We start from the raw sequence: 22,531 nt of genomic DNA on the forward strand, positions 1-22,531 counted from the left end.
GCCGCCGTTGGCCGCGGCCGTGGTGCCGGTCATGAAGGAGTTGTCCTCGCCGGAGCAGAAGGCGACCGCTTGGGCGACGTCGGCGGGGTGTGCCAGGCAGCCCAGGGGGCGGCCGCCTGCCGCTGCTTGTCCTCGTCGTCGAAGACATCCGGCATGCGGGCCATTCGGGTGTCCTCCACCGGCCCGGGCGCGACGACGTTGACCGTGATGCCCTGCGGGTCCAGTTCCTGGGCGAGGCACCGGGCGAACTGCTCCAGTGTGGCCTTGGCCGTCCCGAGTGCGATCCTGTTCTCCCAGGGCCGGCGGCTGAGGCCGGTGCTGAGATAGACGATGCGTCCCCAGCCCTGTGCGGTCGTGGCGGGCTAGACGACTTTGGTAACCGCTAACGCCGCACGCATCTCGGCGTCGAGCTTGCCGCCCAGTTCTTTCCACGCCATGTCCCGAAACAACGTGACCGCGTACGGGCCGAGCGCGTTGTGCACGAGCACGTCGATGCCGCCCCATGCCGCCCGGACCTGCTCGACCATGCTGTCGATCGCAGCTACCTCGCGCACGTCGGCCTGCACGGCCATGGCTGGCCGCCCGCAGCCTCGATGCTGGTCACGACCCGTTCGGCCGCCGTGCTGTTGCGGAGGTAGCTGACCACCACGCGCATCCTCCGCACGGCCAGAAGGCGTGCGGTGGCTGCGCCGATTCCGCTGCTGGCCCCTGTCCCCAATGCCACCCTGCCGGTTGCCCCGGTCATGAGCCCGCCGCCTTCTCATCATCGCGGGCCGACGGGATGACCGCCCGGAGCTGTTCGTCAGCGTGTCCTGAGCGGATCGCTCCGTAGAGCACCGTGTCGACGGTCGCCCGCAGCAGATCGGCCGCTGTCCAGTCGAGTTCGCGCGGCAACCGGGAGGTGACCAGCCGCTCCAACGCACCCCGGGTGATCTCACCCAGCAGCGCAGGTGGCGCCGACAGCAGTCCCCGCCGGTAGCCTTCCCTGAACAGTTCGTCGAGCCGCTGGTAGACCACCGCGTCCATACGTTGCTCCACATACTGGCGGAGCATCGCGTCGCCGCCGCGTCCGGTGGCGAGCTGAGCCGCGCCGATCCGCCCGAGCTCACTGCCCGCAGCGATCAAAAACCGCTGGACCCGCATACCGAACGGCTGCCCTTCTGCGTCCTCGACTGCCGCCGCCAGCGTGCGCTCCACCCCCGCGAACGTCCGTTCCAGCACCGCGGCCAGCAGGCTGCGCCTGTCCGGGAAATGACGGTAGATCGTCTTCTTGCTCATCCCGAGCTCACGAGCGAGATCGTCCATGGTCACCCGCGCGAAACCCGGCGCGAAGAACAGCCGGCCAGCCGCCTCCACAATCACGTCAGCCCGACGCTGGTCACCCTTGGAAACTTTCGAAACTGATGTGGTTTCCATAGTTTCCAGCGTGGGTCCCCGCCCCCTGTGCTGTCAAGGCAGGTGGGCGTGTAGGGGCTTGGAGCCTGCCTCGATAGCTGGCAACCCGCCGCTGGTTCGTGATCATTCATGCGAGGTGATGCATGGCGGATGGGCTGTTCGACGTCGAGCCGGTCAGGAAGAAGTAGCCGGAGATCTCTGACAGCCGTAGGCAAGACATTTCGTGCGTTGGCTCCGTACCAGGTCCTGGTGCTGCCTGGGGGCTTCTTCCAGGTCGCGGTGGCGTCCTGCTCCTTGGAGTGTGCGAGGGCCAGTACGCCGTCGATGTCCACGATGACCTGGCTATCTGCGGCCGGACTGCTCGCTCCGGCTATCTCCCGGACCCGCGTCCGCACCTTTACTCGCGCCGTGCAAATCGCCACGAGGGCCCTAGGCCTGGCCTAGGCCCGGATGCGGCCAGAGCGTCGAGAGCCACATCCGGCAGGGTCTTGCTCGGATCGTCCCCGGCCCGGGGCTTGCGCTACGGCGCCAACGCCGCCGATATCGCACCGATCAGACCTGACGTGCGGACTGTCTCGACCAGCAGTACCGCCCCGGCCTGGCACAAACCACCCCGCTGCCGCCGCCTTCGGCACGGACACGCCGGTCGGACCCTCTGCTCTTCTTCACTCTGGAAGTGCCACTTCCCCTACCACGTGCAGGACCCTCAGCAAGTCCTGTCGCTGCACCTCAGAGGCACTTTCTGCTTTCTCGATCACGAGCCGGACAGCACTCCTCGTGAAAGCCCGAGGTTAAGAGGGCATCTGATCTAGGTAGTTGGTAGTTAGGGATGTTTTTGTGACTGTCGGGGATGGCTGTCGTTGAGCGAGGCGTGAACGCTCGTCGCCCGTACCGCAGTGATGTCTCTGATGCTCGCTGGGCCTTGATCGAACCGGTTTTCACGGCCTGGCGAGCCGGCCGGACCGGCCCCGGTACGGCGGCCCGGGTCCACGACTTACGGGAGATCGTCAACGCGATCCTCTACGTCAACCGAACCGGCATTCCCTGGGAGTACCTGCCGCACGACTTCCCGCCGTACAAAACCGTCTATGACTACTACGCGAAGTGGGAAGCGGATGGCACGACCCAGCGGGTCCCACGCTGCCGTCTGGGCTGATGGAGCCGTCGTACTGGGACCACTCCATGTACTGGAGGGACAGCCGTTCGGATCCGCCGGCAGCCCGATCTCGCAGGCCCTCCGGAGACTGGGTGTGGTGGCCGATGCGGCCACGGACGAGTTCGCAACCGTGGAGCTGGACCGCCATCGGCACGGCGAGGACTGGATTGCTTAGGCAGCAACTTCCGGATTCCTGCGGGGATGGGCAGGATGCTGGATCCGTTCGCGGAATCTGCCCATAACTGCGAGAACCCGCCGCCGTCGCCCAACCGTGCCAAGCAGCATGTTCACCTGCGCACATGCGGCAATGCGGTCGCTACGGGGCCTGCCGAACCCGCTGGAACTCCAGTTCCCAGCAGCACGTCTCCGCTGAAAGTGGGCTTGTCCATCACCGGTTCCAGGCCGGAGCGATGCGGGCAGGGCGGTGCGGGTAGCGGGGGCCGGGCCGCTGCGGGTGGGGCCGGCCTATCCGGCGGCGCGGGCGGGGGATGAGCACGGGCAGGTCCTCCAGATCGCGGTGGGCAGACAGGACTGCGCCCCGCACCGGACGGAGCGGCGGGCGGGGCGCAGAAAGGTGTCGGGTCAGGCCGGGCCGGGGTCGGTGCGCTCGTGCTGCGGGCCCGGGCTGGGGGACTCCGGCTGTGATGCCGGGGCGCCGTGCAGATGGGTGCCGATCCAGTAGCCGACCAGCAGGCCGACCACCAGCAGCACCTTGTGCCGGTTGGCCTTCCACCAGGTCGGCTGGGGCGGTTCGGTCAGCACACCTATGACGGCGGGACCCTTTGCCACGACTCATCTCCTTGGATGTCGGCGGGCAGTGCTGAGGCCGGGCGGCCTGCCCCGCGCCCGACCCGTAGAGCGGGGTTCGGGTACGAGGCAGGTGGTCCGGGGCGGCGTTACAGGCCGCGGGCGTCGGCGAGGCCGGCGGCCTGGCCGACCATGCGGACCGGGACGCGGGACGTGCCGTGTGCGTCGTTGAAGGACGGCACGGATTCGACGTCGCCGCCGAACTGTCTGCGGATCGCGTCCAGGAGCATGCTGGCCGCGTCGGCTTCCAGGCGGTCGTCGCCGCGGGCCTCGATGCGGATGGCTCCGAGCATGCAGCGGGCTCCGTCGGCGTCGACCAGGGCGTCTTTGCACCAGCCGCCGCTGACGAGGCGGTGGTGCGCGCGCTGCAGGAGGGCGGCGACCGGGGTCGGGTACAGGTCCGGCAGCGGGGCGGGGCCGGTGCCGGTGCCGAGGGGGCCGGTGATGACGTCGGCCAGGTCGACGGGCTCGGTGGGGATGTGGGCGGTGTTGACCTCGTAGGCGACGGCCGCTTCGTCCAGCCGTACGGTCATCGCCGCGTCAATGAGGGCGAGTCGCTCCTCGAGGGACAGTTCCACCGGCGGCGCGGCGGCCTGGAGGGTCGGGGCGGGGTGGTCTATGGCAGGGGAGGACGTGGTCTGAGGCATCAGGGCTCCAGGCACGCCGAAGGGCGCCGCCAGGATCGTTCTCCGGCGGCGCCCTTCGCCGTCGCGCATTGAGGGAGATGGGTGCTGGCAGGAACGGGCGGGTAGCCACCGCACCCGCATCCCCGGCATCCTCGAAGGAACTGGGGCGGGGAAGGGGATCGGGTGGAGTTCGTCTTCGATTGCGGGTGGTGCGGCGGGGAGAACTACTTCGTGGGCAAGCAGGTCGGCTTTTGGGTCGACAAGTGGGAGATCCCCTCGGAGCGGGACTGCCGCTTCTGCGACGAACTCAACTACACCCCCGACCCGCCCTGGACAGAGGCATAGTTCCCTCCGGTCAGAAGCTGGAGATCAGTCTGGCGAGGCGAGGCTGCTGTTGATGGCCGGGGCCAGGCCGGTGGCGGCGAGGGTGAGGCCGAACAGGGTGCAGGCCAGCATCGAGCCGACACGGACAGCCGCCCTTAACCAGGACGACGGCGGAGATCGATACGGCCACGAGCGGTGTTTCCCCACCCGCGAGGGGGCCCAGCCGATGCACGGCTGGGCCCCCTCGCGGGTGGGGGAAACGACGAAATGCGGCTCCGGAGGTGACGGAATGCGCCGAGCGGGAGCAGCGGGCCGGGTGGCCGCCGCGTTTGTGGCGCGCTATCTGGCCACTCTGAGCGTCGCAGTTGGCTGGCCCGCCGAACCCGTTGCTGGTCAGCAGTTGATGGGGGGGTTACCGGAAGCGACTCGGCAGAAGTCCGACCCGAGTCCGCCGTCGACGGTGCCGGCGTTCGGGCCGACGGAGATGAAGTCGCCGTCGGCGCCGCCGAGGATCCTGCCGGTCGCCGTGGTACCGGCGTTGGCCGTGATGGAGTCACCGCCGGCGCCGCCGTCGACGGTGCCGGCAACGATGCCGTTGATGACGATGTAGTCACCCCCGCCCAAGCCGTCGACGCTATCGCCCACGGCAAGAGCGCCGCAGCTGATGTAGTCGGGGCCGGCAGTACCAGTGACGGTCGTACCGGACACGGGAAGGCCGTTGACCGTACATGAAGTCAGGGCTTGTGCAGGCGTCGCGGTCAGGGCGAGGGGAGCGGCCACGAGGGTGGCGGCGCAGAGCGTACGCATCGCGTGTCTGATCATGCAATGAGTGGTTCATGGTGACTTCATGATCGCAATTCTGCACCATCGGTGACTCTACCGTCCGGGGGTAGTTTGCCGCCCGGACGGGCCACCTAGGCCGACGGTCGGATGATCGCAGCTGGTGTCCGAGGCAGGAGTCCCGGTCCCCGTCCTCGGGCTGTGCAGGCTGTGTGCCGAAGGGACCACGCTTCACTCGCTGCGCCAGGCCGTTGTACCCATCGACCCGCGGCAGCGCGCCGTCTTGGAGACCGTGGCCGCCACCATGGCGTAGCTCGTAAGCGCCACCCTCGGAAACCCGCAGTTCAGGCGCGCCCCAGACGTCACCCGCTCAGGGCGACGCACCTCTATGCGTGACCTAGAAGGAGCAGTTCGGGACGGTGATCGTGGCTGAGCCTGGGTATAGTGCAGGCAGCACCTCTTACTCAGGCACAGGGGCCCCGCCGATGCATCGGCGGGGCCCCTGTATTTGTGTTGGGTGCGGCTCGTCTCGAGGGAACTCGTGACCAGCGGGTCGTAGCCGCCTGGGTTCCTGGGACACCCGAAAATCCAGTGTGGGCGGTGTGACCTGCAGTTACTGTGCTGCCGTGATTCTGACTGATACCGAAATTGGTGACTTGCTCGGACCTGCCGGGCTTCGACTCGTCGAACGGGTCCAGCAGGAGGTTCAGCTGCCCCCACTGCCGAAGTACGTGTCGCCTGCGAGCGCCCGGCCCGAGCACGGGCGCTTCGATTCCGACCCGGACGAAGTCGCCGACCTGGATGCTCCGGACTTCGCAGACACGGTCAACGCGGGCTGGCACCGCTTGGCCACGGAGTACGGGCTCCTCGACGACCAGCGTGAGTTTCTCCTGGCTGTGGGCCGCGCACGCCTCGGGGAAGATTCAGATGATGAGCTCTACGAGGTGTGGTTCCGGGTCCAACTACTCGATGAGTGGGACCTGGTGGGGAGCGAGGTGGACTTGCTGCGGAGCGGCTTCGCGACCCTCTTCACTGATCGCTTCGTTCCGGAATTCACGGTGGCTTCCCTGGACGGCCGGATGATGATGCAGACCACGGTGTGGGGCAACGGCACTCTCAGCAGCATCGTCATCCGTCCGTAGCCGTCGCCGAATGAGACAGCCACTCCCACTCTGGTCTGCTCGTCTCTACCGTGGTAGCGGGGAGAGGAGCGGTGGATGGGCTCGCTGTTCGAGGAGTTGGAAGCCCGCGAGGCGACTGCCCGGAAGCGGGTGGAGGCGCTGGAAGCCGAGCTCGCCGAGGTGTCCGGGCGGCTGAGTGCGGCCCGGGAAGGGCTGGAGCGGCTGCGGATCGCTCGGGAGACGGTAGCCGAGGTTCTGGCGGAGATGACCCCGGAGAAACGGCGACCTCGAACACTACTGGCGCTTCCATACCCGCCAGGAGCACGCACGCATCTACCCCGACTTCGACCCGCAGCAGTTCGCCCTCACTGCTGGGTCAACGTCGTCCCTCGAAACGAGCCGCACCCAACGCCGAAGCCGTACCGGATTTCTGCTGTGCCCGTTCCCGCGGCCCGCACGGCGTTAGCGTGGGGTTCCATGATCGTATGGCTCAACGGCACCCACGGCGCAGGCAAGACGACGACCAGTGCACTCGTGCAGCAGCTGATCCCGGATTCACGGGTGTTCGACGCCGAGAAGGTCGGCGAGACACTCATGGACATCACGCCGGGGCTGCCCTGGACGGGCAACTTCCAGCACTGGCCGCCGTGGCGGCCGCTCGTCGTCGAGACCGCCCGCCGCGTACTCGACTACACCGGCGGCACTCTGGTGATGCCCATGACCGTCCTGGTCGAGGAGTACTGGCGCGAGATCAGCACGGGCCTCGCCCAACATGCCATCCCGGTACGGCACTTCGTCCTCCACGCTGACCAAGACACCCTCCGCGGGCGCATCGAGGGGGACACTGTTCTTGGCCCCTCCCCATTCCGTCTCGAATACCTTGAGCCCTACGCCGAGGCGGCCCGCACGTGGCTACACGGCGAGGCCGAGGTCGTCGACACCACGCACCTCACGCCCGCCCAGGCCGCCCTGCAGATCGCAGAAGCCGTGAAGAGCTGAGGTCTGCCCGCCACGCGAAAACAGCCTCAGGTGGCAACACAGAACGACCTTCCGGTGTCGAGTAGTGCGAACAGGCTCAACCAGGGGGCCAGCTCAGCCCGGCACCGCGGTGTCATCTACCCCGAAAAGTCGCAGCACGTGCGACCAGCGCAAGGCTGCCTTCCTCACGAGCTGACCGCGGCGACGGAGCGCCAGGCCCGAAGAAACCCATGATCGTGCCCGGGGGCCGACGGAGGCCCGCACCCGGAACGACTACTACTGATCGTCGTCGAGGAAGAACCTCTCGACTGACCGATCCGCCGCTCACCGCATGGCCCCGTGACCCCCGAGAAGCTCGCCCAGGCCGTTGCAGCCGGCCTGGGCGACACCAAGTACTCCACCGTTCTCCGCCGCCGTCCGGCAGCAGCTATGGGGTGAGCGCGTCGAGGAGCTGGGGGCCGTTGTTGCGGACGTTGTTGACGGCCGTGGAGACCGGCCGGGCGTCCAGGTGGCCGTCGGCGGGCTGGGTGAGCAGCGCCCGCAGTTCGTCGGGGTCCTGGTGGTGGGGGTCGAGCCAGGAGTCGTAGTGGTCCGGTGTGAGGGCGAGCGGCATGCGGGGGTGAACGCGGCCGGCCGTGTCGGTGGCCTCGGTGGTGATGATGGTGCAGGTCGTCAACCAGGCGGCTGGGTCGTCGTCCTGTTTGACCTCCGGGTTGCGCCAGTACTCGTACAGGCCGGCGAGCGCCATCACCTGCTGGTCCTCGGGATGGATGAAGTACGGCTGCTTGCGGGCCTTGCCCGTATCGGGGTCCTTGGCCTGCTCCCATTCGTAGAAGCCGTCGGCCGGCAGCAGGCAGCGGTGTTTGGCGAATGCGCGGCGGTAGGCGGGTTTCTCGTGCACGGTCTCCACCCGCGCGTTGATCATCCGCGCGCCGATTTTCATGTCCTTCGCCCAGGACGGCACCAGGCCCCAGCGCAGCGGACGCAACTCCCGCTCCACCGCGGGGGCATCGGTCTGGTCGCGCGGGACGCGCTCGAGGACGGCCCACACGTTGTCGGTCGGGGCGACGTTCCAGTTCGGCGCCAGCGCCTCCTCGGCACGCCAGTCGGTGACCTGGAAGAGCTGGACCAGGTCCTCGGGACTGCGGGTGGAGACGTAGCGGCCGCACATGGCACCACTGTGCCACCGGCGGCGCCGACCGCAGCGCCGTTCGGTGGCCCGTGTCGGGCCGTGCCCGTCGGCGTTGCAAGGCAGTCCCGAGGCTGACTCCAGCGGTTGCGTGAGTAGCCATCAGCAGCCGATCAACCAGCCGACGGGGACAATACGAGGGCGCAGGAGCTGCCGCAATCCGTCCTGGGCGGGCGGAGATCCGGTTCGAACAGACGTACCGTAGGGGCGTGGCAACGTACGAAATTCCCCCGATGCTGATCGACGCCCAGGACGAGCTTGATCAGGTCCGCGCCGACCTCCGGGCCCTCTTCGAAAGGGTGCCGTGGTCGGTGGAGTCGATGGACGCGCGGGAGACACACGAGAACGCGTGGCGGCCGGCGTCCCGTCCCGCCTCGCCCGGCTGGGACCCGGAGGACGCCGCGGAGATCGCCCGGCTGCGGGCGAGGGAACTCGAACTCGCTGAGGTTCTCGTGTGCCACCCGTACTGGACCGAGTTCGCTCCCGGCGATGTACTGGCCGCCCGCGACGCGCTCAAGCACCATCACGAGCAGAAGCGGGCAGACGCCTCCGTCTAGGGCCTGTCCGGCGGATCGGCTCAGAGCCGTGTGGCAATCCAGGCGTGCACCCCGACGGCCCGCAGCAGCCGGACCGCCGCGATCCGCTGGTGGCGCGGGCGGTCCTCGGCCAGGAGCCCGCGCAGCAGTTCCTGCGGTACGCAGTCGGCCCACGGCAACAGGGCGGCGGTCGCCTGCCGGACCACCGCCGCTGACGGGTCGTCCAGGAGGGGTCGTATGTCATCGACGCGTACCGCCTCCAGCGCCCGCAGCCCCGCCAAAGCGCAGGCGCGCACGCCGGGGACCGGGTGCGCGAGGAGTGCCCGGACCAGGTCCGCATCTTCAGGCACCCTGCACTCGCCGAGGCCCACTGCGGCGGCGGGCCGGGCTGCGGGGTCGGTACACAGCGCGCGGTACAGCGGCGCCGGGTCGGTGCCGCCCTGTCGCAGCACCCACCGGGCGCACGCCCGTACCACGGCGGACCAATCGGTGAGGTACGGCTCGGCGTCGGCGTGCCGCCCGGCCCGGCGCAGCGCGGTCACCCCCGCCGACCTGACCCGGGGCTGCCGGGACCCGAGCAGCTGCATCACGACCTCGCTGAACTCGTCGAAGGTGCCCTCGCCGAGGGCGGCCACGGCAGCTTCGGCGCACAGGTCCTGCACTACGACGTCGCGGTGGCGGGCGGCGGTCTGAGCGAGCCGCGCTGCGGGGAGCAGCCGCCGCTCGACGGCGATGCGGTACGCGAGGCGGCCCGTGGCCCGGTCGCCGCTGTCGAGCAGCGCCTCGGCTTGCGCGGCAGGGCCCGCGCGCAGCGCCCCGGTCAGCAGCTCTTGGGCGAAGCCGCCCCGGGGGCGGCGGCCGATCCGCAGGGTCAGCGCGGCGTGCGCGGCCAGCTGGTGCGGGGGCGTCTCGGACAGGAGCACGCGGGCCCGTTCGCGTACCGGCTCCGCCCAGTCCGCGCAGCGGATGACGACCAGCGCAAGCAGCGCGGGCCGCTCCTCGGTATGGTCCAGCGCGGCCTCACGGATCCGGCCGTCGGGGTGGCAGAGGGCGAGGGCGAGCTCGGCGTCACCGGGTCTGTGGTGCCAAGTGACGGTGGGCAGCGACGCATCCGGATCCCAGCTCAGCCGCCGCCCGGACGGCGACGCGTTCGAGTGGAACAGCTCCGGCCGCTGCCAGGCCAGTTCGCGTACCCCGAAGTCAAGGCCGATCCAGGACTCCGGATCCGTCACATCGAGCGCCTGGTCCAGAGCAACTCCGGCAGCCAGTCGCCTGACGGCCTCGTACGACTCGTCTTCGCTGGTCAGCATGGGTGAAGCCTAGCCACCCGCCGTCGCCGTACCCGGGCCTACCCGGTCGCGTGAAGACCCCAGGATCGGAGAACCGCTGCCGGGCTCTGCGCGTAGTGCCGTGCATGGGACCGATCAGCGAAGTACATGTGGCGGAGCCGGGGATCGCCGTCGTGGAAGTCGCGGCCGCCGACGACCAGACGGCCTTTGCCCTGCAGGAAGTACTCGCCGCGCGGTGGGCGACCGCGACGACGGACCGTACGACACAGGTGCCCGGCGAGCCGGGCGTACGGCTGCGCAGCTACCTCGATGTGCGCCAGGAGCTCAGCTGACCTGTCGCGGCCGGGCCTGTGTCATGCCTACACGGTGGTGTGGTCGGGGTCAGTCCCCGCAGCAGGAGAGCGAAGCGGCCGCCGGTGCGACCGCGTCAGCTCTGGACCGCTCTGCTCTGGAGCCTCTGGGAGTTCCCCGAGGTCAACTCGTTCGACGGGCAGAAGCCGTGGGGACTCCTCCGCGGACGGCGTGCTCCTGGTGGCGGTCGGGCCCGTGCCGAGGCGGCGTCGCATGGTGCTCATGGCGGGAGTCTGGCGCATGCCCCGGGGATCCCCGGAAGGGAGCCCCTATATGCCATGGCGGGGATCAGGCTCGGGTACGCCACGGCGAGCGATGCATCAACCGCCTCAAGGCCACAGGCGCGGCCTGGCCACGCGACGCGACAAGGTCTCCATCGCTTACCAGGCCGCCCTCTACCTCGCCGGCATCCTCATCTGGACCCGACGCTGACCAAGGAGACGGAAACTGGTAGGAATCCGTTAGGTTGCTCTGGCTCTTGGGTTTGGGCTGGTGGTGGTTGTTCTGGGCAAGGGGCGGTGGCAGGTGGTGCAGGTGCCGGTCCAGCAGTTCAGCAGGTCTTGGATGGCGTCGAGGATCTGGTAGAGGGTGAGTCCGCTGTATCGGCTTTTGGGGCCAGGCGCTGTTCGGTGAGGAACGCGTGGGCGGCGGTGACCAGGGTGACGTGGTGATGCCAGCCGGCCCAGGAACGTCCCTCGAAGTGGTCCAGGCCGAGGCCGTGCTTGAGTTCCCGGTAGTCGTGCTCGATCCGCCAGCGGATCTTGGCCAGGCGGACCAGTTCAGCCACCGGGGTGTCGGCGGGCAGGCTGGTGAGCCAGTAGTCGGTGGGCTTTGGGGCGTCCGGGGGCCATTCGACCAGCAGCGTCACCTCGGGCAGGACACCGTCCCAGTGGCCGTGTTCGGCGATGGCGGCGGCCCGGGCCAGGCGGGCCCTGATGCCGGCCGGCCGCACCCGCAGCGCCAGAAAGCGCGAGCGCATCGGCCCGCGGGAGCCTTCACGCCACCTCACCTCGGTGAACACCTGTCGTCCGTGGCCGGCGGCCAGCGCGGCCACCGAGGACGGCTTGTGCCGGTAGCGGGGCTGCGGCTTGCGGCCGTTTCCGGACCAGGCCGGGGCGGTGGGCTGCGCGTCGTGCGGGTGGAGGGTCACGTCCGAACGGACCGCCACGACATAGCCGATGCCCCGCTCGCTCAGGCCGGCCCGGAAGTCGGCGTTCTGCCCGTAGCCGGCATCGGCCACCACCACCGGCGGCACCAGACCCCACCCCGCCAGCTCGTCGAAGGTGTCCAGGGCCAGGCGCCACTTCTCCCGGTGCCCGACCCCTGGCGGTATCCCGGTCTTCTTCCGCCGTCCGGCATCGTGCGCCCACTCCTGGGGCACGAACAACCGCCACTGCAGCGGACAGGACGCGGTGTCGGAGACCGCGTGCACGCTCACCGCGACCTGGCAGTTGGCCTGCTTGCCCAAAGCCCCGCAGTACTGGCGCGCGACCGCCACCGACATCCGGCCGTCCTTGGGGAACGACACGTCATCGACCGCCCAGGCAGCCGGGCCGATCTGCGGCACCATCCGCTCCGCGATCCGCCGCCGCACCGGCACCGGATCCCAGGTCGACTGGTTCACGAACTGCTGCAGGTTCTGCTCGTTGCCATCCGCCAGCCGCTCCGCCATGGCCTGGATCGACTTACGCCGCCCGTCCAGCATCAGCCCCCGCAGATAGCAGTCACCCTTCGCCCGCTGATCCTTGCGCGGCACCGACGCGAACACATCAGCCACGAATAACGCCAACTTCGCCCGAGCACGGTTCACTTCAAATGCATCCACACCCCACAGCATCCCCTCAAACAGGACCGAGAGAAAGACATAACGGAGTCCTACTAGGCGGACCGTGTCGCTGCGGGGGAGCATCGGCGCGGCCTCACACATCAACGAGTGTGAAGCGCTGAGAGTCGGACCCGTCGCACGTATCGCCCTCGATCCTGGCACCGTCGCTGACGCCGGTCACGGTCCAGCAGAGTCCCATGGACAGCGACCTGAACCCGATGCCCGGCTGACCGTGTTCGGCGAAGTACGTGAAGCGCTGATGAAGGGAACCCTCTCTGCACTCCTGCTGGATGATCGGCCAAGTGATCCCGTTACCCCCGGATGTGCCGTAGATAGTCAGGCACTTGTCCGCGAACGTCCTGATCTCGTGGGTCGGGTTCGCGACGCCATCGTTCATGCTCTTGAAGCGCTGGGCGGGAAGATTCTGGCACCGGTTCTGTTCAAGCGAGGCGCCGTCGCTGGTGCTCTGGTTCCTGATGGTCAGGCACTTGCCCGTGGACGTCTTGATCTGGATGAGGTGGTAAGCGGGCTGCGCGGGCCGAGCTGCTCCGATCATGGAGGCAAGGACTGCTGCGCCAGCTACGGCCGCTGCCGGCCGTCGCAGGGACCTCATCATGGTGCCGATCACGTGGCCTCTCTTCTCCTTCGTGGGACGCGCCAGCTCTCACACTCTCCGCTGGTCAGCACCGCTCAGACTTCCCTGCCGACGGGATGAGGAAAGGTCAGAGCACCCGGTGTGGCCGATACCCGGCGCACCTGCCACCCCTGCGGGTGAACTGGACTGATCGGTTCCGGCCACGCGCTCACGCATCAGGAGACACGCCCTAGGCGTGCCCTAGGCGTGCCCTAGGCGCCCCGCTGCCCCCGGCCCGTCTTCTTCGCCGCCGCCGCCGTCTTCTTCGCCGTCTTCTTGGCGGGCGCCTTCCCCGCCGTCTTCCTGGTCGTCTTCTTCGGCATCTCGTGGACCTCGGCATCGGCGGCGTCCTCGCCGCGCGCTGCCTGGGCCTTGCGGACGCTCTCCTGCAGGGCCGCCATCAGGTCGACGACCTGGCCGCCCGTCTCCTCGGCCTCCTCGGTCGGCTTGGGTGGCTGCCGGCCCTCGGCCTTCGCCTCGATGACCACCTCGAGTGCCTTCCGGTACTCGTCCTGGTAGCCGGAGATGTCGTCCGTCGTCATCGAGTCGACCAGTTGCAGCGCCTCGTCGATCTCGGAGTCCGTGACCGTGATGTCCTTCGGGGCGAGCTCGGAGGGGTCGCGCACCTCATCGTCCCACTTGAGCACGTGCGCGACCAGCGCCCCGTCCCGCACCCGCAGCAGCACCAGGCGCTCACGCCCGTGCCACGCCAGCTTGGCCACGGCCACCTTCGTGTTGCGGACCAGCGCCCGGGCGATCAGAGCGTACGGCTTCGCCGCCACGGGGCCGTCGTACTGCAGGAAGTAGCTGTCGCCGCTCAGCCGCACCGGATCGATCGACGCGGCCGGCACGAACGCGACGATCTCGATCGCTTTCGCGGTCGGCAGCGGCATCCGCTCCAGCTCTTCGTCCGTGACCGCGACCAGCGTGTCCTTGGAGACCTCGAACCCCTTGCCGATCTCGCCCGCGGACACCTCGCGGTCCTCCGCCTCGCAGAACTGCGCACCCGCACCCGGCCCAGGTCTTCGGTATGGACCTGGTGGAAACGGACCGAGCGGTCCTCGGTGGCGCTCATCAGCTTCACCGGAATGGTCACCAGCTCAAAGCCGATCGCGCCGCTCCACAGCGGTCGGGGCATCACAGACCTCCACAACAACCCCGAGCCCCACCAGCCCAGGAGCCCCCGACACGGCCCGCTTCCCGACGACGCCGGCGCGCGCTGCCACTGGCACCGTCGCAGGCTGGACGGGTGGACTGGCCCGTTTCCGTCGCCCTCGCGCAGTCCGTACCGGAACTGCCCACCGGAACGGACTGGAGCTACGAGATGAAACTCGACGGCCACCGAATGATCATGTGGCGGACCGGCGACGGGGTCCGGCTGCAGGCCCGCTCCGGGAGAGACGTCACCGCCGCATGGGGCGACCTCGCCCTCGCCGGCCACCACCTCCCGGCCGGGACCGTCCTCGACGGAGAGGCTGTCATCGTCGCCGAGGACGGACGGATCAGCTTCGAGGCCGCACAAGCCCGAGCCGCCTCCTCCCCCACCCGCGCCCACCGCCTCGCCGCCCAACGCCCCGCCCACTACATCGCCTTCGACGCCCTGCAACTGCCACCGCCGAACGGGGACATACGAGCAAGGCCGTACAACGAGCGCCGCGCAGCCCTCCGCAACCTCCTGGCAGAACTGCCCGCGCCCACCCCGATCCAGGCCGTCTCCGCCACCACCGACCGCGACACCGCACTCACCTGGTACGACACCCTCCACGACCAGGGCGTCGAAGGCATCGTCGCCAAACGCACCACCTCCCCCTATCGGGCCAACCGCACCGGGGCGTGGTTGAAGATCCGCCACGCGGACACGATCGAGGCGGCCCTCGCCGGGTTCACCGGCACCGCGCGCCAGCCGCGGGCACTCGCCGTACGGCTCCCCGACGGACGCGTGGCGCTGTCCCAGCGCCTGACCACAGCCCTGGCCACCCGGATCGCCCCGCGCCTGGTCCCCCAGCCCAGGCGCGCATACACGCAGGGCGGCGACGCCTACACACCCGTAAGCGGTCAGGTTGTTGTGGAGGTCGTGGCAGGCACCACCCGGCATGCGGTGGTCACCGTGGTCCGCCTGCGCTGACCCGACCACAGGCTTCTGCTCGACTGCACCTCTTCTCCCCGGCTGTCGCGTGGAGAAGACACCTCATGGCAGGCACTGGGCTCCAGGCCGTCTCCGAGCAGCGGTGCTGGCGGTGTACGTCATCGTCTCGTCTCCCTCGCCGCTCCGTGCGGAGCGGCGGCCGAGTCCGCGGTCTGTTCGCGGCTGGTAGCGAGACTCGTCAAAGGGGGAACACCCCTCCACGACAGCCGGTGCCAACCTGGACAAGGGGGCATGGTCGGACTCAATCGGACCCCACAGCGCGGAGTGCGCTCACCCGAACCACGCCGCGCGCTGCTGCGCCGCCTCATCGAAACCGCCGCCGCCGAGACCGGAAAGACCGCCAGGCCCGGCCTGCCGCGCTGGCTCGGCGTCGGCCCCGACCTCCTCGACCGGAAGGGCTACCGCGTACTGAGGCTCGGCCGTGTTCTGCGCGGCACTCGGAGCCTCGCGTCGGAACACGTCCTTCAGGTAGAGCACGGCGACGGCGCCGAGCACCCACAGCGGGAGGATCACCAGGGCGCGGGTCAAACCGTCGTTCTGGAACCCGGACAGCCCCTGCATCGCGCGGACGCCCACCCCGACGGGCAGGACCTCGGAGAGCGGGTGCAGCCAGGACGGAAGGTACGCCGCGGGCAGGACCCCGCCGCTGCTGGCATTGCCGAGGATCAGCAGGAGTATCGAGGCAAGACTGACGCCCGCGGAGCCGAACAGTCGCAGGAGCACCATCGTCGTGCCGCCGACCGCGGCGCCCATCAGCGCGACGACGAGGGCGAGGGGCAGGGAGGCGCCGGGCAGCGCACCGAACCCCACGCTCCCGCCGATGACCGCGACCATGATGCCGCCGATCGCTCCGAACAAGGCCAGGCTGGCCATACGCCAGCGGAACGTGAGCCGGGGTGCGAGCTGGTAGGTCGTCATGCCGAAGAGGTATCCGGCCAGTACCAGGCCGAAGGCCGCGTAGAAGGCAGAGAGTCCTCGGGTGTCCTCCGCCGCCGACGGGGCAACGTCCTCGACGGAGAGGTGATGGTGTTCCGCACGGGCCACGGCGCCGAAAGCGGTGGTCACGGTGGCGGTGACGCCGGCTCCGTTGGCGCTGGCGTAGAGCAGGTTCCCCTTGCCGAGGTAGGCCGCGTACACGGACCTGTCCTGGACAGCCCGTCGGGCGGTGGATTCGTCGGGGTAGGTCTCGAGTGTGAAGCCGCCCGGTACGGCGCGCGCGAGGCCCTGGCGCAGCTGCGCCTGATGTGTGCCGACCTCCGTCGTCCCCACGCGCAGTTCATGAGGGCGTGGCGCGTGGAAGGCGGCGAGATAGACGCTGACGAACACTGTGCCTATCAGCAGGACGACCGCTACGGGGCCCAGGACGGCGCGTGCGGTTCCAGGGCGGGGCAGCGGGTGGGCCACGTCCAGGGCATGCTTGTGAGACTTTGGGGTCGAGGAGCGCAGTGCCATCGCAAACAGATTCCTAGAATAGAAGCCAACTGATAATATCTTGTACATCATAATCAGCTGACTTACAAAGGGATCCGCCGCGTGAAACATTCCGTCCAGCGCACGGGCCATGTGGCCTGGCAGATCGGCCAGATCGTGGCGTCCCGGGTCGAGCGCGCACTGCGTCCGTTCCAACTGACCCTCGCCCAGAACAGCGCCCTGACTCAGGCCATCCTCGATCCGGGTGTCTCCAGTGCGACCGCGGCGCGCAGGACGGCGATCACCCCTCAGTCCATGGGAACCGCGGTCAACGGGCTGGTCGAGCGGGGGCTTCTGGAGCGCCGGACTACCCCCGGCGACAGGCGCACGCACCGACTGCACGCCACCGAGGCGGGCCTGCGGCTCTCGGCGGAGGCCAGCAGCGTGGTGGACGCCACCCACGCCGACGCTCTGGAAGCGCTGACGCCGCTGGAGCAGGAGCAGGTGCACTCACTGCTGGTGAAGCTGTTGGCGTCACTGAATCCGGCATCCATGGACGGCGCCAGCGCACCCCGGGGAGCCGGGGGGCCGATCTGAGGAGTCGTCCTCGGGGGAACCACCGCTCGTGCTGCTGTACCAGTTCCTGACGCAGCGACGTGACAGGCCGGTCTCCTTTGGGGCCCGGCCCGTCAGTGTGGCGACGGCTCTTCAGGGCGCGTAACCGCTATGGCATCAGCTCGTTGGGGTCGCTATCGAAGGCATCGTCGCCAAACGCACCACTTCCCCCTACCGGGCCGGCCGCGCCGGAGTGGTTGAAGATCCGCCACGCGGACACGATCGAGGCGGCCCTCGCCGGGTTCACCGGCACCGCGCGCCAGCCGCGGGCACTCGCCGTACGGCTCCCCGACGGGCGCGTCGCGCTGTCCCAGCGCCTGACCACGACCCTGCCCACCCGGATCGCCCCGCGCCTGGTCCCCCAGCCCAGGCGCGCATACACGCAGGGCGGCGACGCCTACACACCCGTGAGCGGGAAGGTCGTCATGGAAGTCGTGGCAGGCACCACCCGACATGCAGTGGTCACCGTGGTCCGCCTGCGCTGACCCGACCAGGCTTCTGCTGGAGTGGAGGAGTGCGGCGCCCGACCTCCCCCGGCTGTGCTCCCGCGCTCTCACTCGGCTGAGGCGGATATCAGTCCTTGCTCTCGGTCCTCGCGTGCTTCTTCTTCCGAGTGCGCATCCAGGCTGCTGCCACGTGGCTTCGTTCACTTCAAGCAGCAGCGTTTGTGCGCCGGTTTGGGCAGCAGTTGGTGATCTTGAGGCTCGTGGATGTCCACCAGAAATGACGTCAGTGCCTGACGCAGCGGCTGACAGGCCGTTGCTCGGAGGAGCCTTCGGCCCAGAAGCAGTCGTCCGGCGGCCATATCCTTCTGTCATGGCAACTTCACTTCGGCTGGAGTGGCCTGCGCGGAGACTGGAGAGGGCAGGTGGAGGGTGGGGGCGACACGCAACCCGAGGGCTGAGTTCTTCAGCAGTCCGGGGTGGATGGGCGTATGCATCCTGTTCTATGCACTAACAGCAGCCAGCAGCAGCACCCCGCCCTGGCTGAGGGGCATCGCGGCCGTCCTTCTGGCCGTCTGGGTGACGTTGCTGGCGAGGCACCTCTTGCGACGTGCCCATAAACGCACTGAGCACCCGGACGACCCGGCATCCGGGTGATGTTGATGCTTTGACGGCCCGCCGCCCGTGAGGACGGCGGGCCGTCGGCTGGGGGCCTGCAGGTGTCAGCCGGCCTTGGCGGGTTCCTCGGCTCGGGCCCGGGTGGAGGCGAGGCGGTAGGAGTCGGTGCCGGTTTCGATGATCGTGCCGTTGAAGGTGAGCCGGTCGACGATGGCCGCGCAGAGACGTGGGTCGGTGAAGGTCTTGGTCCACCAGCTCGCCCGCGAGCCGCACCGCCACGTCGCCGAAGTCGACCTCCGCCTCCATGCCGGGCGGATGGGTCTGCGGGACGAACGCCTCGATGGGCGCCTTGCCCGCCTCCACCGCGATCTGCGGCTTCCGGTCGGCGACATACCGCCTGACCATCGGATACGACACGTTCGCGCCGTGCTCCTCGACCAGACGGTGGAAGATCCTCGTGACCGTGTGCCGCTGCTTGCGCGGCGCGTCCAGGTCCGCCCGCAGGATCCCGTCGATCACCGCCTTGTACGGATCCAGCGCCGACGGCCGCGGCGGCAACGGCTTGCGCGGCTCCGGCCACGCCGAGTCCAGAGCCCTGCGCACCGTCCGCCAGGCGACGTTGTACTTGCGCTCCAGCTCCCGCATCGTCACGCCGGCCCGGTGGTCCCGCCGGATCGCCGCGTACAGCTCGACCTTCGACATCTGCGGCATGACCAGGACCTTTCACCGGAAACACTCCGATGCTGGCCTGGCAAGCCCCCCACTGCCTTCAAAACTCGTGAACATCACCCGACCGTGGAAACGGGCGCCTCCCAAACCCGTGTACAACCGCCGTCACAACTCGGGTTCTGGCTCAGGTTGTGTGGTGAGGGCACGCTGAGTAACCGGTTGGGGAGGCAGGAGAGTCTGGCGCTGTTCGATTGCCAGGCGATCAGAACAGGCTGCCGATCCGCCCTGGGCGAGCTTCTTGAGGATCGCGCGCATCCACGGGCTGCGAACGGCTGGCAGCCGGACCAAGGTGTGCTGAAGGGTTCCCCGCACGCCGGCGGCGGCGGGGAGCACCGCGTGCGCCCTGACCGCCGTATGTCGTACGGCGGTCAGGGCGCACGGATCCGCGTATGGATCCGCGGCCGCGTCAGCCGGGCTGCTCATTGTCCTTCAGCGCACCCCATCCGTGCCAGCGGTCGATCTCGATCCACGCGCTGTAGCGGCGCCGGTCGCGCTGCCCGTAGTCCTTGCCCAGGTACTGGCGGGACAGCCGGTCGATGCCGGACAGGTCGGTGTCCTCCTGCAGGTCGACGACGCGGCCGATGATGGTCACATGGGTGTACCAGCCGCCCTCGTCGAGCACGGTGAGCGAGACCCTGGGGTCGTTGCGCACGTGCTGGAGCCGGACGCGCCCCTCGTCCATGTTGATGAGCACACGCCCGTGGTCCCACAGGTACCAGGTGGCCGCGGACACCGGCTGGCCGTCCCGGCGCAGCGTGCAGATGACGGCGGGGTTGGCTTTCTCCAGCATGGCGACGGCGGCTTCGGGCAGGGGCGGCTTCGACACGGGTCATCCTCCACGGCGTAAGGCGGGACGCTTCTCGATCACCAGCATGATTGCCCGGGGCAGCGCCGCGCGCACGCACCGCCCCGCGCGCACCCGGGTCTGGTGCTACGAACTCCGGACCTCGAACTCCGAGAGCTGACCGGCCGGCCAGCCGCTGTTGGCCGTGACCGTCAGCCGGAACCAGCGCTGGACGGTGGCGGGCAAGGTGAGGGTGACGGTGTTGTCCGCCGCCGGGTCGAAGGCGTAGGCGGCTGCGGCCTTCACGGTGGTGAAGGTGGAGCCGTCCGCGCCGGCCTGCAGGGACAGCGTCTGGGTGCGGGCGCCCCAGCCGGCGGGGAGCCGGAGCACCACGCGGGAGACGCTCCGCGCAGCCCCGAGGTCCACCCCGGCAAGCCAACGTGTTTTCTCATCCTCGTGGGAACAGCACCGGCCACCGCCGTGGAGGAGCAACGCAGCGCACGCGTGTGCTGACCGTCGTCTCTGACGGCGGCAGGTGGCTCAGTCAGCGTTCGAATGCTCGGTGTGCTGTGCTGCCTCCCAAGTCATGAACATCTGCTGTCCAATCTCAGGTTCTGGTTCAGGTTGTGTGGCCCGTGCACGGTGAGTGACCGCTGAACTTCCTTTGAGCCTCCGGAAGTTGCCTCAAAACGAGCAGTGGCAGGAGTGACTGACCTGACAGTTCGGGACTGTGAAAGAGGCCTTGCTCCGACTGGAGGAGCTGCTGTTCCCGTCGATCGACGACGTCGCGGTGCTGTCGGTGGACGTGAACATCGCGATAGCGCGTGTTGGTGTGCAGTGCACCGCCGCGGGTGCCTCGTGTCCGGGTTGCGGAACGTGGTCCTGCCGGGTTCACCGCTCCTACCTGCGGTTTCCCGCTGATGTTCCGAGTGTGGGACGAAGCGTCGTACTCCAGCTGCGGGTCCGCCGGTTCACCTGCCGGAACGCCGAGTGTGGACGTCACACGTTCGTCGAGCAGATACCCGGTCTGACCCGAAAGCACGGCCAGCGGACCGAGCGGTTGCGCTCGACCTTGGCTGCGATCGGTCTCGCCCTCGCGGGCCGGGCCGGCGCCCTACCGACCGAGCCAAATGAGATGGCCTCTTAGGGCGCCGGGCGCGTGGCCGCAGCGGTGGAAGGGACGCTTCATCGGGTGGCCTCCTGCGTGGGGCTGGGGTGGGCGGTGCCGTTGGCGGGCGTCTTGAGCACGCGCGGCAGATGGACGTGAAGGTGCTCGACTTCGACCTCACGGCCGCGGTCGCGCACTTCGCGGGCAAGCAGCTCGGTGAGGCCGCATGCCCTTTTCCGGACTAAGAGCTCGTCCCTGGCAGTGACTGACTCAGGGCCCGGACGGCTTCGAGGGTTCGCCAGCCGTTGCCGGTGACGGGCCTCAACGTCTTCATTTGTGATCGCGCAGGAAGGTAGGGATCTCGTCGCGAGTCGGGTAGTTCGGCAGGGGTGCTGGCTTGTCCTGAAGGAACGCGGTGATGACGGCGGCGGCTCGGTCGTTGTTGTCGTCCAGGCCGTTCCACATGTGGTGTCCGACTCCGGGCATGTACTGCGTGCGCTGGATGGCGGGGTCATTGGTAAGGACGGTGGTCTCCCATTGACGGATCTGGGAGGAGCACTCGGCGATCATCAGCATCGCGGGGGTCCGGGACTGCCTCAGTTGTGAGGCGATGGAGGGTGAGTCCTTGACCGTCTGCTGGATGCGGAGGCTGGCGGCGGGGCTGAAGGAGAAGTTTTGTGCGGTGTCCTCGGCGGGGATGCGGTGCGCGTCGCGCACGCAGTATGCGGATGCGGTGTCGCTGCCGAGGTCTGCGGCGGTGAAGGCGTTGTCGCCTTCGGCCTGTCCGATCAGTCCTGTGTCGGGGCTAAGGAGTCCGAGCCGCATGAGGCCGAATGCCACGGCGTACCGGGGGACGTGTGTCGATCGCGGTCCGGTCGGGGCCGGCGCGAGGCCGCGAGCGGATTTTCGGCCCTTGTGCCCGGTGATGTGTGCGGTGGGGCCATCCATGGGGCCGGGCTCGGCGATGATCGCCCGGTGCAAGCGTCCGGCGACGCGCGGGTCGGCCAGGGCTCGGGTGAGCACGGCCCCGCCTGAAGAGAATCCGAGGATGTCGACCTTGCCTTTGTTCAGGTGGTCGATGAAAGCGGCAAGGTCGCTGACCGGCCTGGAGATCGTGTACTGGCCTATGGGGAGCAGGTCGCTGCGTCCGCCGCCGGCCTGTTCGTAGGCGTAGACGTCGTAGCCCTGGCGGGCCAGGAGTTGCAGGAACCGGTGGTCGAGCACTGAGATGCCACGGACTGGCCCGCCGTTGAGGTACACGAGCGGGATGGGATGCCGGAGACTGGGGTGCGCGGGCGGGTAGTGGTACGCCGCGACCCGGCTGCCCGTGGTCAGGCTCCAGTGCTGCGTGGTCACGAACGGCAGGACGGGCGGGTACCGCCGGGCCGTCGGCACGGTCGGGATGCAGACCGCCGCCGTCAACGCCGCCGCGACAGCCACCGGCAGGAACGGCACGAGCCGTGCCGGCCAAGTGCGGCGCCGGCCCCGCCACGTCGCGAGGACAGCCCCGACTCCAAGGGTCGTCAACCATGCGGCGAGCCCCGAGCCTGCCCCGTCTGTGAGGGCGATCAGTGCGAGAAAGACGACGACCAGCATCGCGACGGCGGCCAGGGCCAGCAGTAAGCGTCCGGTGAAGCGGACAAGACGTATGGCGAGCGTGGGCATAG

Annotated in this window: 22 protein-coding genes and 3 pseudogenes; 10 read left to right on the plus strand and 15 right to left on the minus strand. The window is 68.9% G+C overall.

Annotation, left to right across the window (positions count from 1 at the left end; all coding sequences use genetic code 11):
* Positions 1-29 precede the first annotated feature (29 nt).
* Together AAFF41_RS00940 and AAFF41_RS00945 are read right to left on the minus strand one after the other, a co-directional pair.
* A pseudogene (locus AAFF41_RS00940) lies at positions 30-745 on the minus strand (SDR family NAD(P)-dependent oxidoreductase).
* A complete protein-coding gene (locus tag AAFF41_RS00945) occupies positions 742-1,416 on the minus strand; it encodes a TetR/AcrR family transcriptional regulator (RefSeq protein ID WP_343323233.1) in 675 nt (224 codons plus the stop codon). The pseudogene AAFF41_RS00940 and the gene AAFF41_RS00945 overlap by 4 nt, the downstream one beginning before the upstream one ends.
* Positions 1,417-2,266: 850 nt before the next feature.
* Here AAFF41_RS00945 and AAFF41_RS00955 point away from each other — a divergent pair.
* Positions 2,267-2,530: pseudogene (locus AAFF41_RS00955) on the plus strand (transposase); the annotation flags it as partial.
* A gap of 603 nt (positions 2,531-3,133) precedes the next feature.
* Here the strand turns inward: AAFF41_RS00955 and AAFF41_RS00960 are convergent.
* Both AAFF41_RS00960 and AAFF41_RS00965 read right to left on the minus strand, forming a co-directional pair.
* Positions 3,134-3,340 (minus strand): hypothetical protein, encoded by a 207-nt coding sequence (locus tag AAFF41_RS00960; RefSeq protein ID WP_319754778.1) that lies wholly within the window; start codon positions 3,338-3,340, stop codon positions 3,134-3,136.
* Positions 3,341-3,447: 107 nt separating this feature from the next.
* Positions 3,448-4,005, minus strand: coding sequence for a DUF6197 family protein (locus AAFF41_RS00965; protein WP_343323234.1), 558 nt, complete (start codon positions 4,003-4,005; stop codon positions 3,448-3,450).
* Positions 4,006-4,167: 162 nt separating this feature from the next.
* Between AAFF41_RS00965 and AAFF41_RS00970 the strand changes: the two genes are divergently transcribed.
* Positions 4,168-4,329: a hypothetical protein gene (locus AAFF41_RS00970; RefSeq protein ID WP_343323235.1), complete on the plus strand. Its 162-nt coding sequence runs from the start codon at positions 4,168-4,170 to the stop codon at positions 4,327-4,329.
* A 372-nt stretch (positions 4,330-4,701) separates the two neighbouring features.
* Here AAFF41_RS00970 and AAFF41_RS00975 read toward each other — a convergent pair whose 3' ends face one another.
* Complete coding sequence (locus tag AAFF41_RS00975; protein ID WP_343323236.1) at positions 4,702-5,130, minus strand: hypothetical protein; 429 nt, start codon at positions 5,128-5,130, stop codon at positions 4,702-4,704.
* Positions 5,131-5,714: 584 nt separating this feature from the next.
* Here AAFF41_RS00975 and AAFF41_RS00980 point away from each other — a divergent pair.
* On the plus strand, positions 5,715-6,230 hold the full coding sequence (locus tag AAFF41_RS00980; protein ID WP_319754469.1) for a hypothetical protein: 516 nt from the start codon (positions 5,715-5,717) through the stop codon (positions 6,228-6,230).
* Between the two features lie 456 nt (positions 6,231-6,686).
* Positions 6,687-7,208: a P-loop nucleotide/nucleoside kinase family protein gene (locus tag AAFF41_RS00985; protein WP_319754470.1), complete on the plus strand. Its 522-nt coding sequence runs from the start codon at positions 6,687-6,689 to the stop codon at positions 7,206-7,208.
* Positions 7,209-7,614: 406 nt separating this feature from the next.
* Here AAFF41_RS00985 and AAFF41_RS00990 read toward each other — a convergent pair whose 3' ends face one another.
* A complete protein-coding gene (locus AAFF41_RS00990; RefSeq protein WP_319750876.1) occupies positions 7,615-8,358 on the minus strand; it encodes an SOS response-associated peptidase in 744 nt (247 codons plus the stop codon).
* Between the two features lie 227 nt (positions 8,359-8,585).
* On the opposite strand from AAFF41_RS00990, the gene AAFF41_RS00995 reads away from it, so the two are divergent.
* Entirely contained in the window at positions 8,586-8,933 is a 348-nt protein-coding gene (locus AAFF41_RS00995) for a hypothetical protein (RefSeq protein ID WP_343323237.1), read from the plus strand.
* A 20-nt stretch (positions 8,934-8,953) separates the two neighbouring features.
* Here AAFF41_RS00995 and AAFF41_RS01000 read toward each other — a convergent pair whose 3' ends face one another.
* Positions 8,954-10,222, minus strand: a complete 1,269-nt coding sequence (locus AAFF41_RS01000; RefSeq protein ID WP_343323238.1) for a hypothetical protein — start codon at positions 10,220-10,222, stop codon at positions 8,954-8,956.
* Between the two features lie 104 nt (positions 10,223-10,326).
* On the opposite strand from AAFF41_RS01000, the gene AAFF41_RS01005 reads away from it, so the two are divergent.
* Complete coding sequence (locus AAFF41_RS01005; protein ID WP_343323239.1) at positions 10,327-10,533, plus strand: DUF6207 family protein; 207 nt, start codon at positions 10,327-10,329, stop codon at positions 10,531-10,533.
* A gap of 569 nt (positions 10,534-11,102) precedes the next feature.
* Here AAFF41_RS01005 and AAFF41_RS01010 read toward each other — a convergent pair.
* The 3 genes from AAFF41_RS01010 to ku form a co-directional block, all read right to left on the minus strand.
* Positions 11,103-12,377: an IS701 family transposase gene (locus AAFF41_RS01010; RefSeq protein ID WP_343323240.1), complete on the minus strand. Its 1,275-nt coding sequence runs from the start codon at positions 12,375-12,377 to the stop codon at positions 11,103-11,105.
* Between the two features lie 94 nt (positions 12,378-12,471).
* On the minus strand, positions 12,472-13,005 hold the full coding sequence (locus AAFF41_RS01015) for an RICIN domain-containing protein (protein ID WP_343323241.1): 534 nt from the start codon (positions 13,003-13,005) through the stop codon (positions 12,472-12,474).
* 218 nt (positions 13,006-13,223) lie between these two features.
* Entirely contained in the window at positions 13,224-13,985 is a 762-nt protein-coding gene (gene ku / locus AAFF41_RS01020; protein ID WP_425526087.1) for a non-homologous end joining protein Ku, read from the minus strand.
* A gap of 275 nt (positions 13,986-14,260) precedes the next feature.
* Between ku and AAFF41_RS01025 the strand changes: the two genes are divergently transcribed.
* Positions 14,261-15,136: an ATP-dependent DNA ligase gene (locus tag AAFF41_RS01025; protein WP_343323242.1), complete on the plus strand. Its 876-nt coding sequence runs from the start codon at positions 14,261-14,263 to the stop codon at positions 15,134-15,136.
* A 291-nt stretch (positions 15,137-15,427) separates the two neighbouring features.
* On the opposite strand, the gene AAFF41_RS01030 is transcribed toward AAFF41_RS01025, so the two are convergent.
* A complete protein-coding gene (locus AAFF41_RS01030) occupies positions 15,428-16,561 on the minus strand; it encodes an ABC transporter permease (protein ID WP_319754638.1) in 1,134 nt (377 codons plus the stop codon).
* Positions 16,562-16,690: 129 nt separating this feature from the next.
* On the opposite strand from AAFF41_RS01030, the gene AAFF41_RS01035 reads away from it, so the two are divergent.
* Positions 16,691-17,164, plus strand: a complete 474-nt coding sequence (locus AAFF41_RS01035; protein ID WP_319754637.1) for a MarR family winged helix-turn-helix transcriptional regulator — start codon at positions 16,691-16,693, stop codon at positions 17,162-17,164.
* Positions 17,165-17,379: 215 nt separating this feature from the next.
* Positions 17,380-17,667, plus strand: a complete 288-nt coding sequence (locus AAFF41_RS01040) for a hypothetical protein (protein ID WP_319754636.1) — start codon at positions 17,380-17,382, stop codon at positions 17,665-17,667.
* Positions 17,668-18,347: 680 nt separating this feature from the next.
* Here the strand turns inward: AAFF41_RS01040 and AAFF41_RS01045 are convergent.
* The 3 genes and pseudogenes from AAFF41_RS01045 to AAFF41_RS01060 all read right to left on the minus strand — a co-directional run.
* Positions 18,348-18,494, minus strand: a pseudogene (locus AAFF41_RS01045) (ATP-binding protein); the annotation flags it as partial.
* An 884-nt stretch (positions 18,495-19,378) separates the two neighbouring features.
* Positions 19,379-19,798, minus strand: coding sequence for a PPOX class F420-dependent oxidoreductase (locus AAFF41_RS01055; RefSeq protein ID WP_343323243.1), 420 nt, complete (start codon positions 19,796-19,798; stop codon positions 19,379-19,381).
* Positions 19,799-19,903: 105 nt separating this feature from the next.
* The gene (locus AAFF41_RS01060) at positions 19,904-20,248 is read right to left on the minus strand and encodes a discoidin domain-containing protein (RefSeq protein WP_319754634.1); all 345 of its coding nucleotides are present in this window, start codon (positions 20,246-20,248) and stop codon (positions 19,904-19,906) included.
* Between the two features lie 340 nt (positions 20,249-20,588).
* Between AAFF41_RS01060 and AAFF41_RS01065 the strand changes: the two genes are divergently transcribed.
* Positions 20,589-20,903, plus strand: coding sequence for a transposase family protein (locus tag AAFF41_RS01065; RefSeq protein WP_343326228.1), 315 nt, complete (start codon positions 20,589-20,591; stop codon positions 20,901-20,903).
* Positions 20,904-21,194: 291 nt separating this feature from the next.
* Here the strand turns inward: AAFF41_RS01065 and AAFF41_RS01070 are convergent, their stop codons facing one another.
* Positions 21,195-22,529 carry an alpha/beta hydrolase gene (locus AAFF41_RS01070; protein ID WP_343323244.1) on the minus strand — a complete coding sequence of 445 codons (1,335 nt, stop codon included), beginning with the start codon at positions 22,527-22,529 and terminating at the stop codon, positions 21,195-21,197.
* Positions 22,530-22,531: the final 2 nt, after the last annotated feature.

This window comes from Streptomyces mirabilis (assembly GCF_039503195.1).
GTDB lineage: Bacteria > Actinomycetota > Actinomycetes > Streptomycetales > Streptomycetaceae > Streptomyces > Streptomyces mirabilis_D.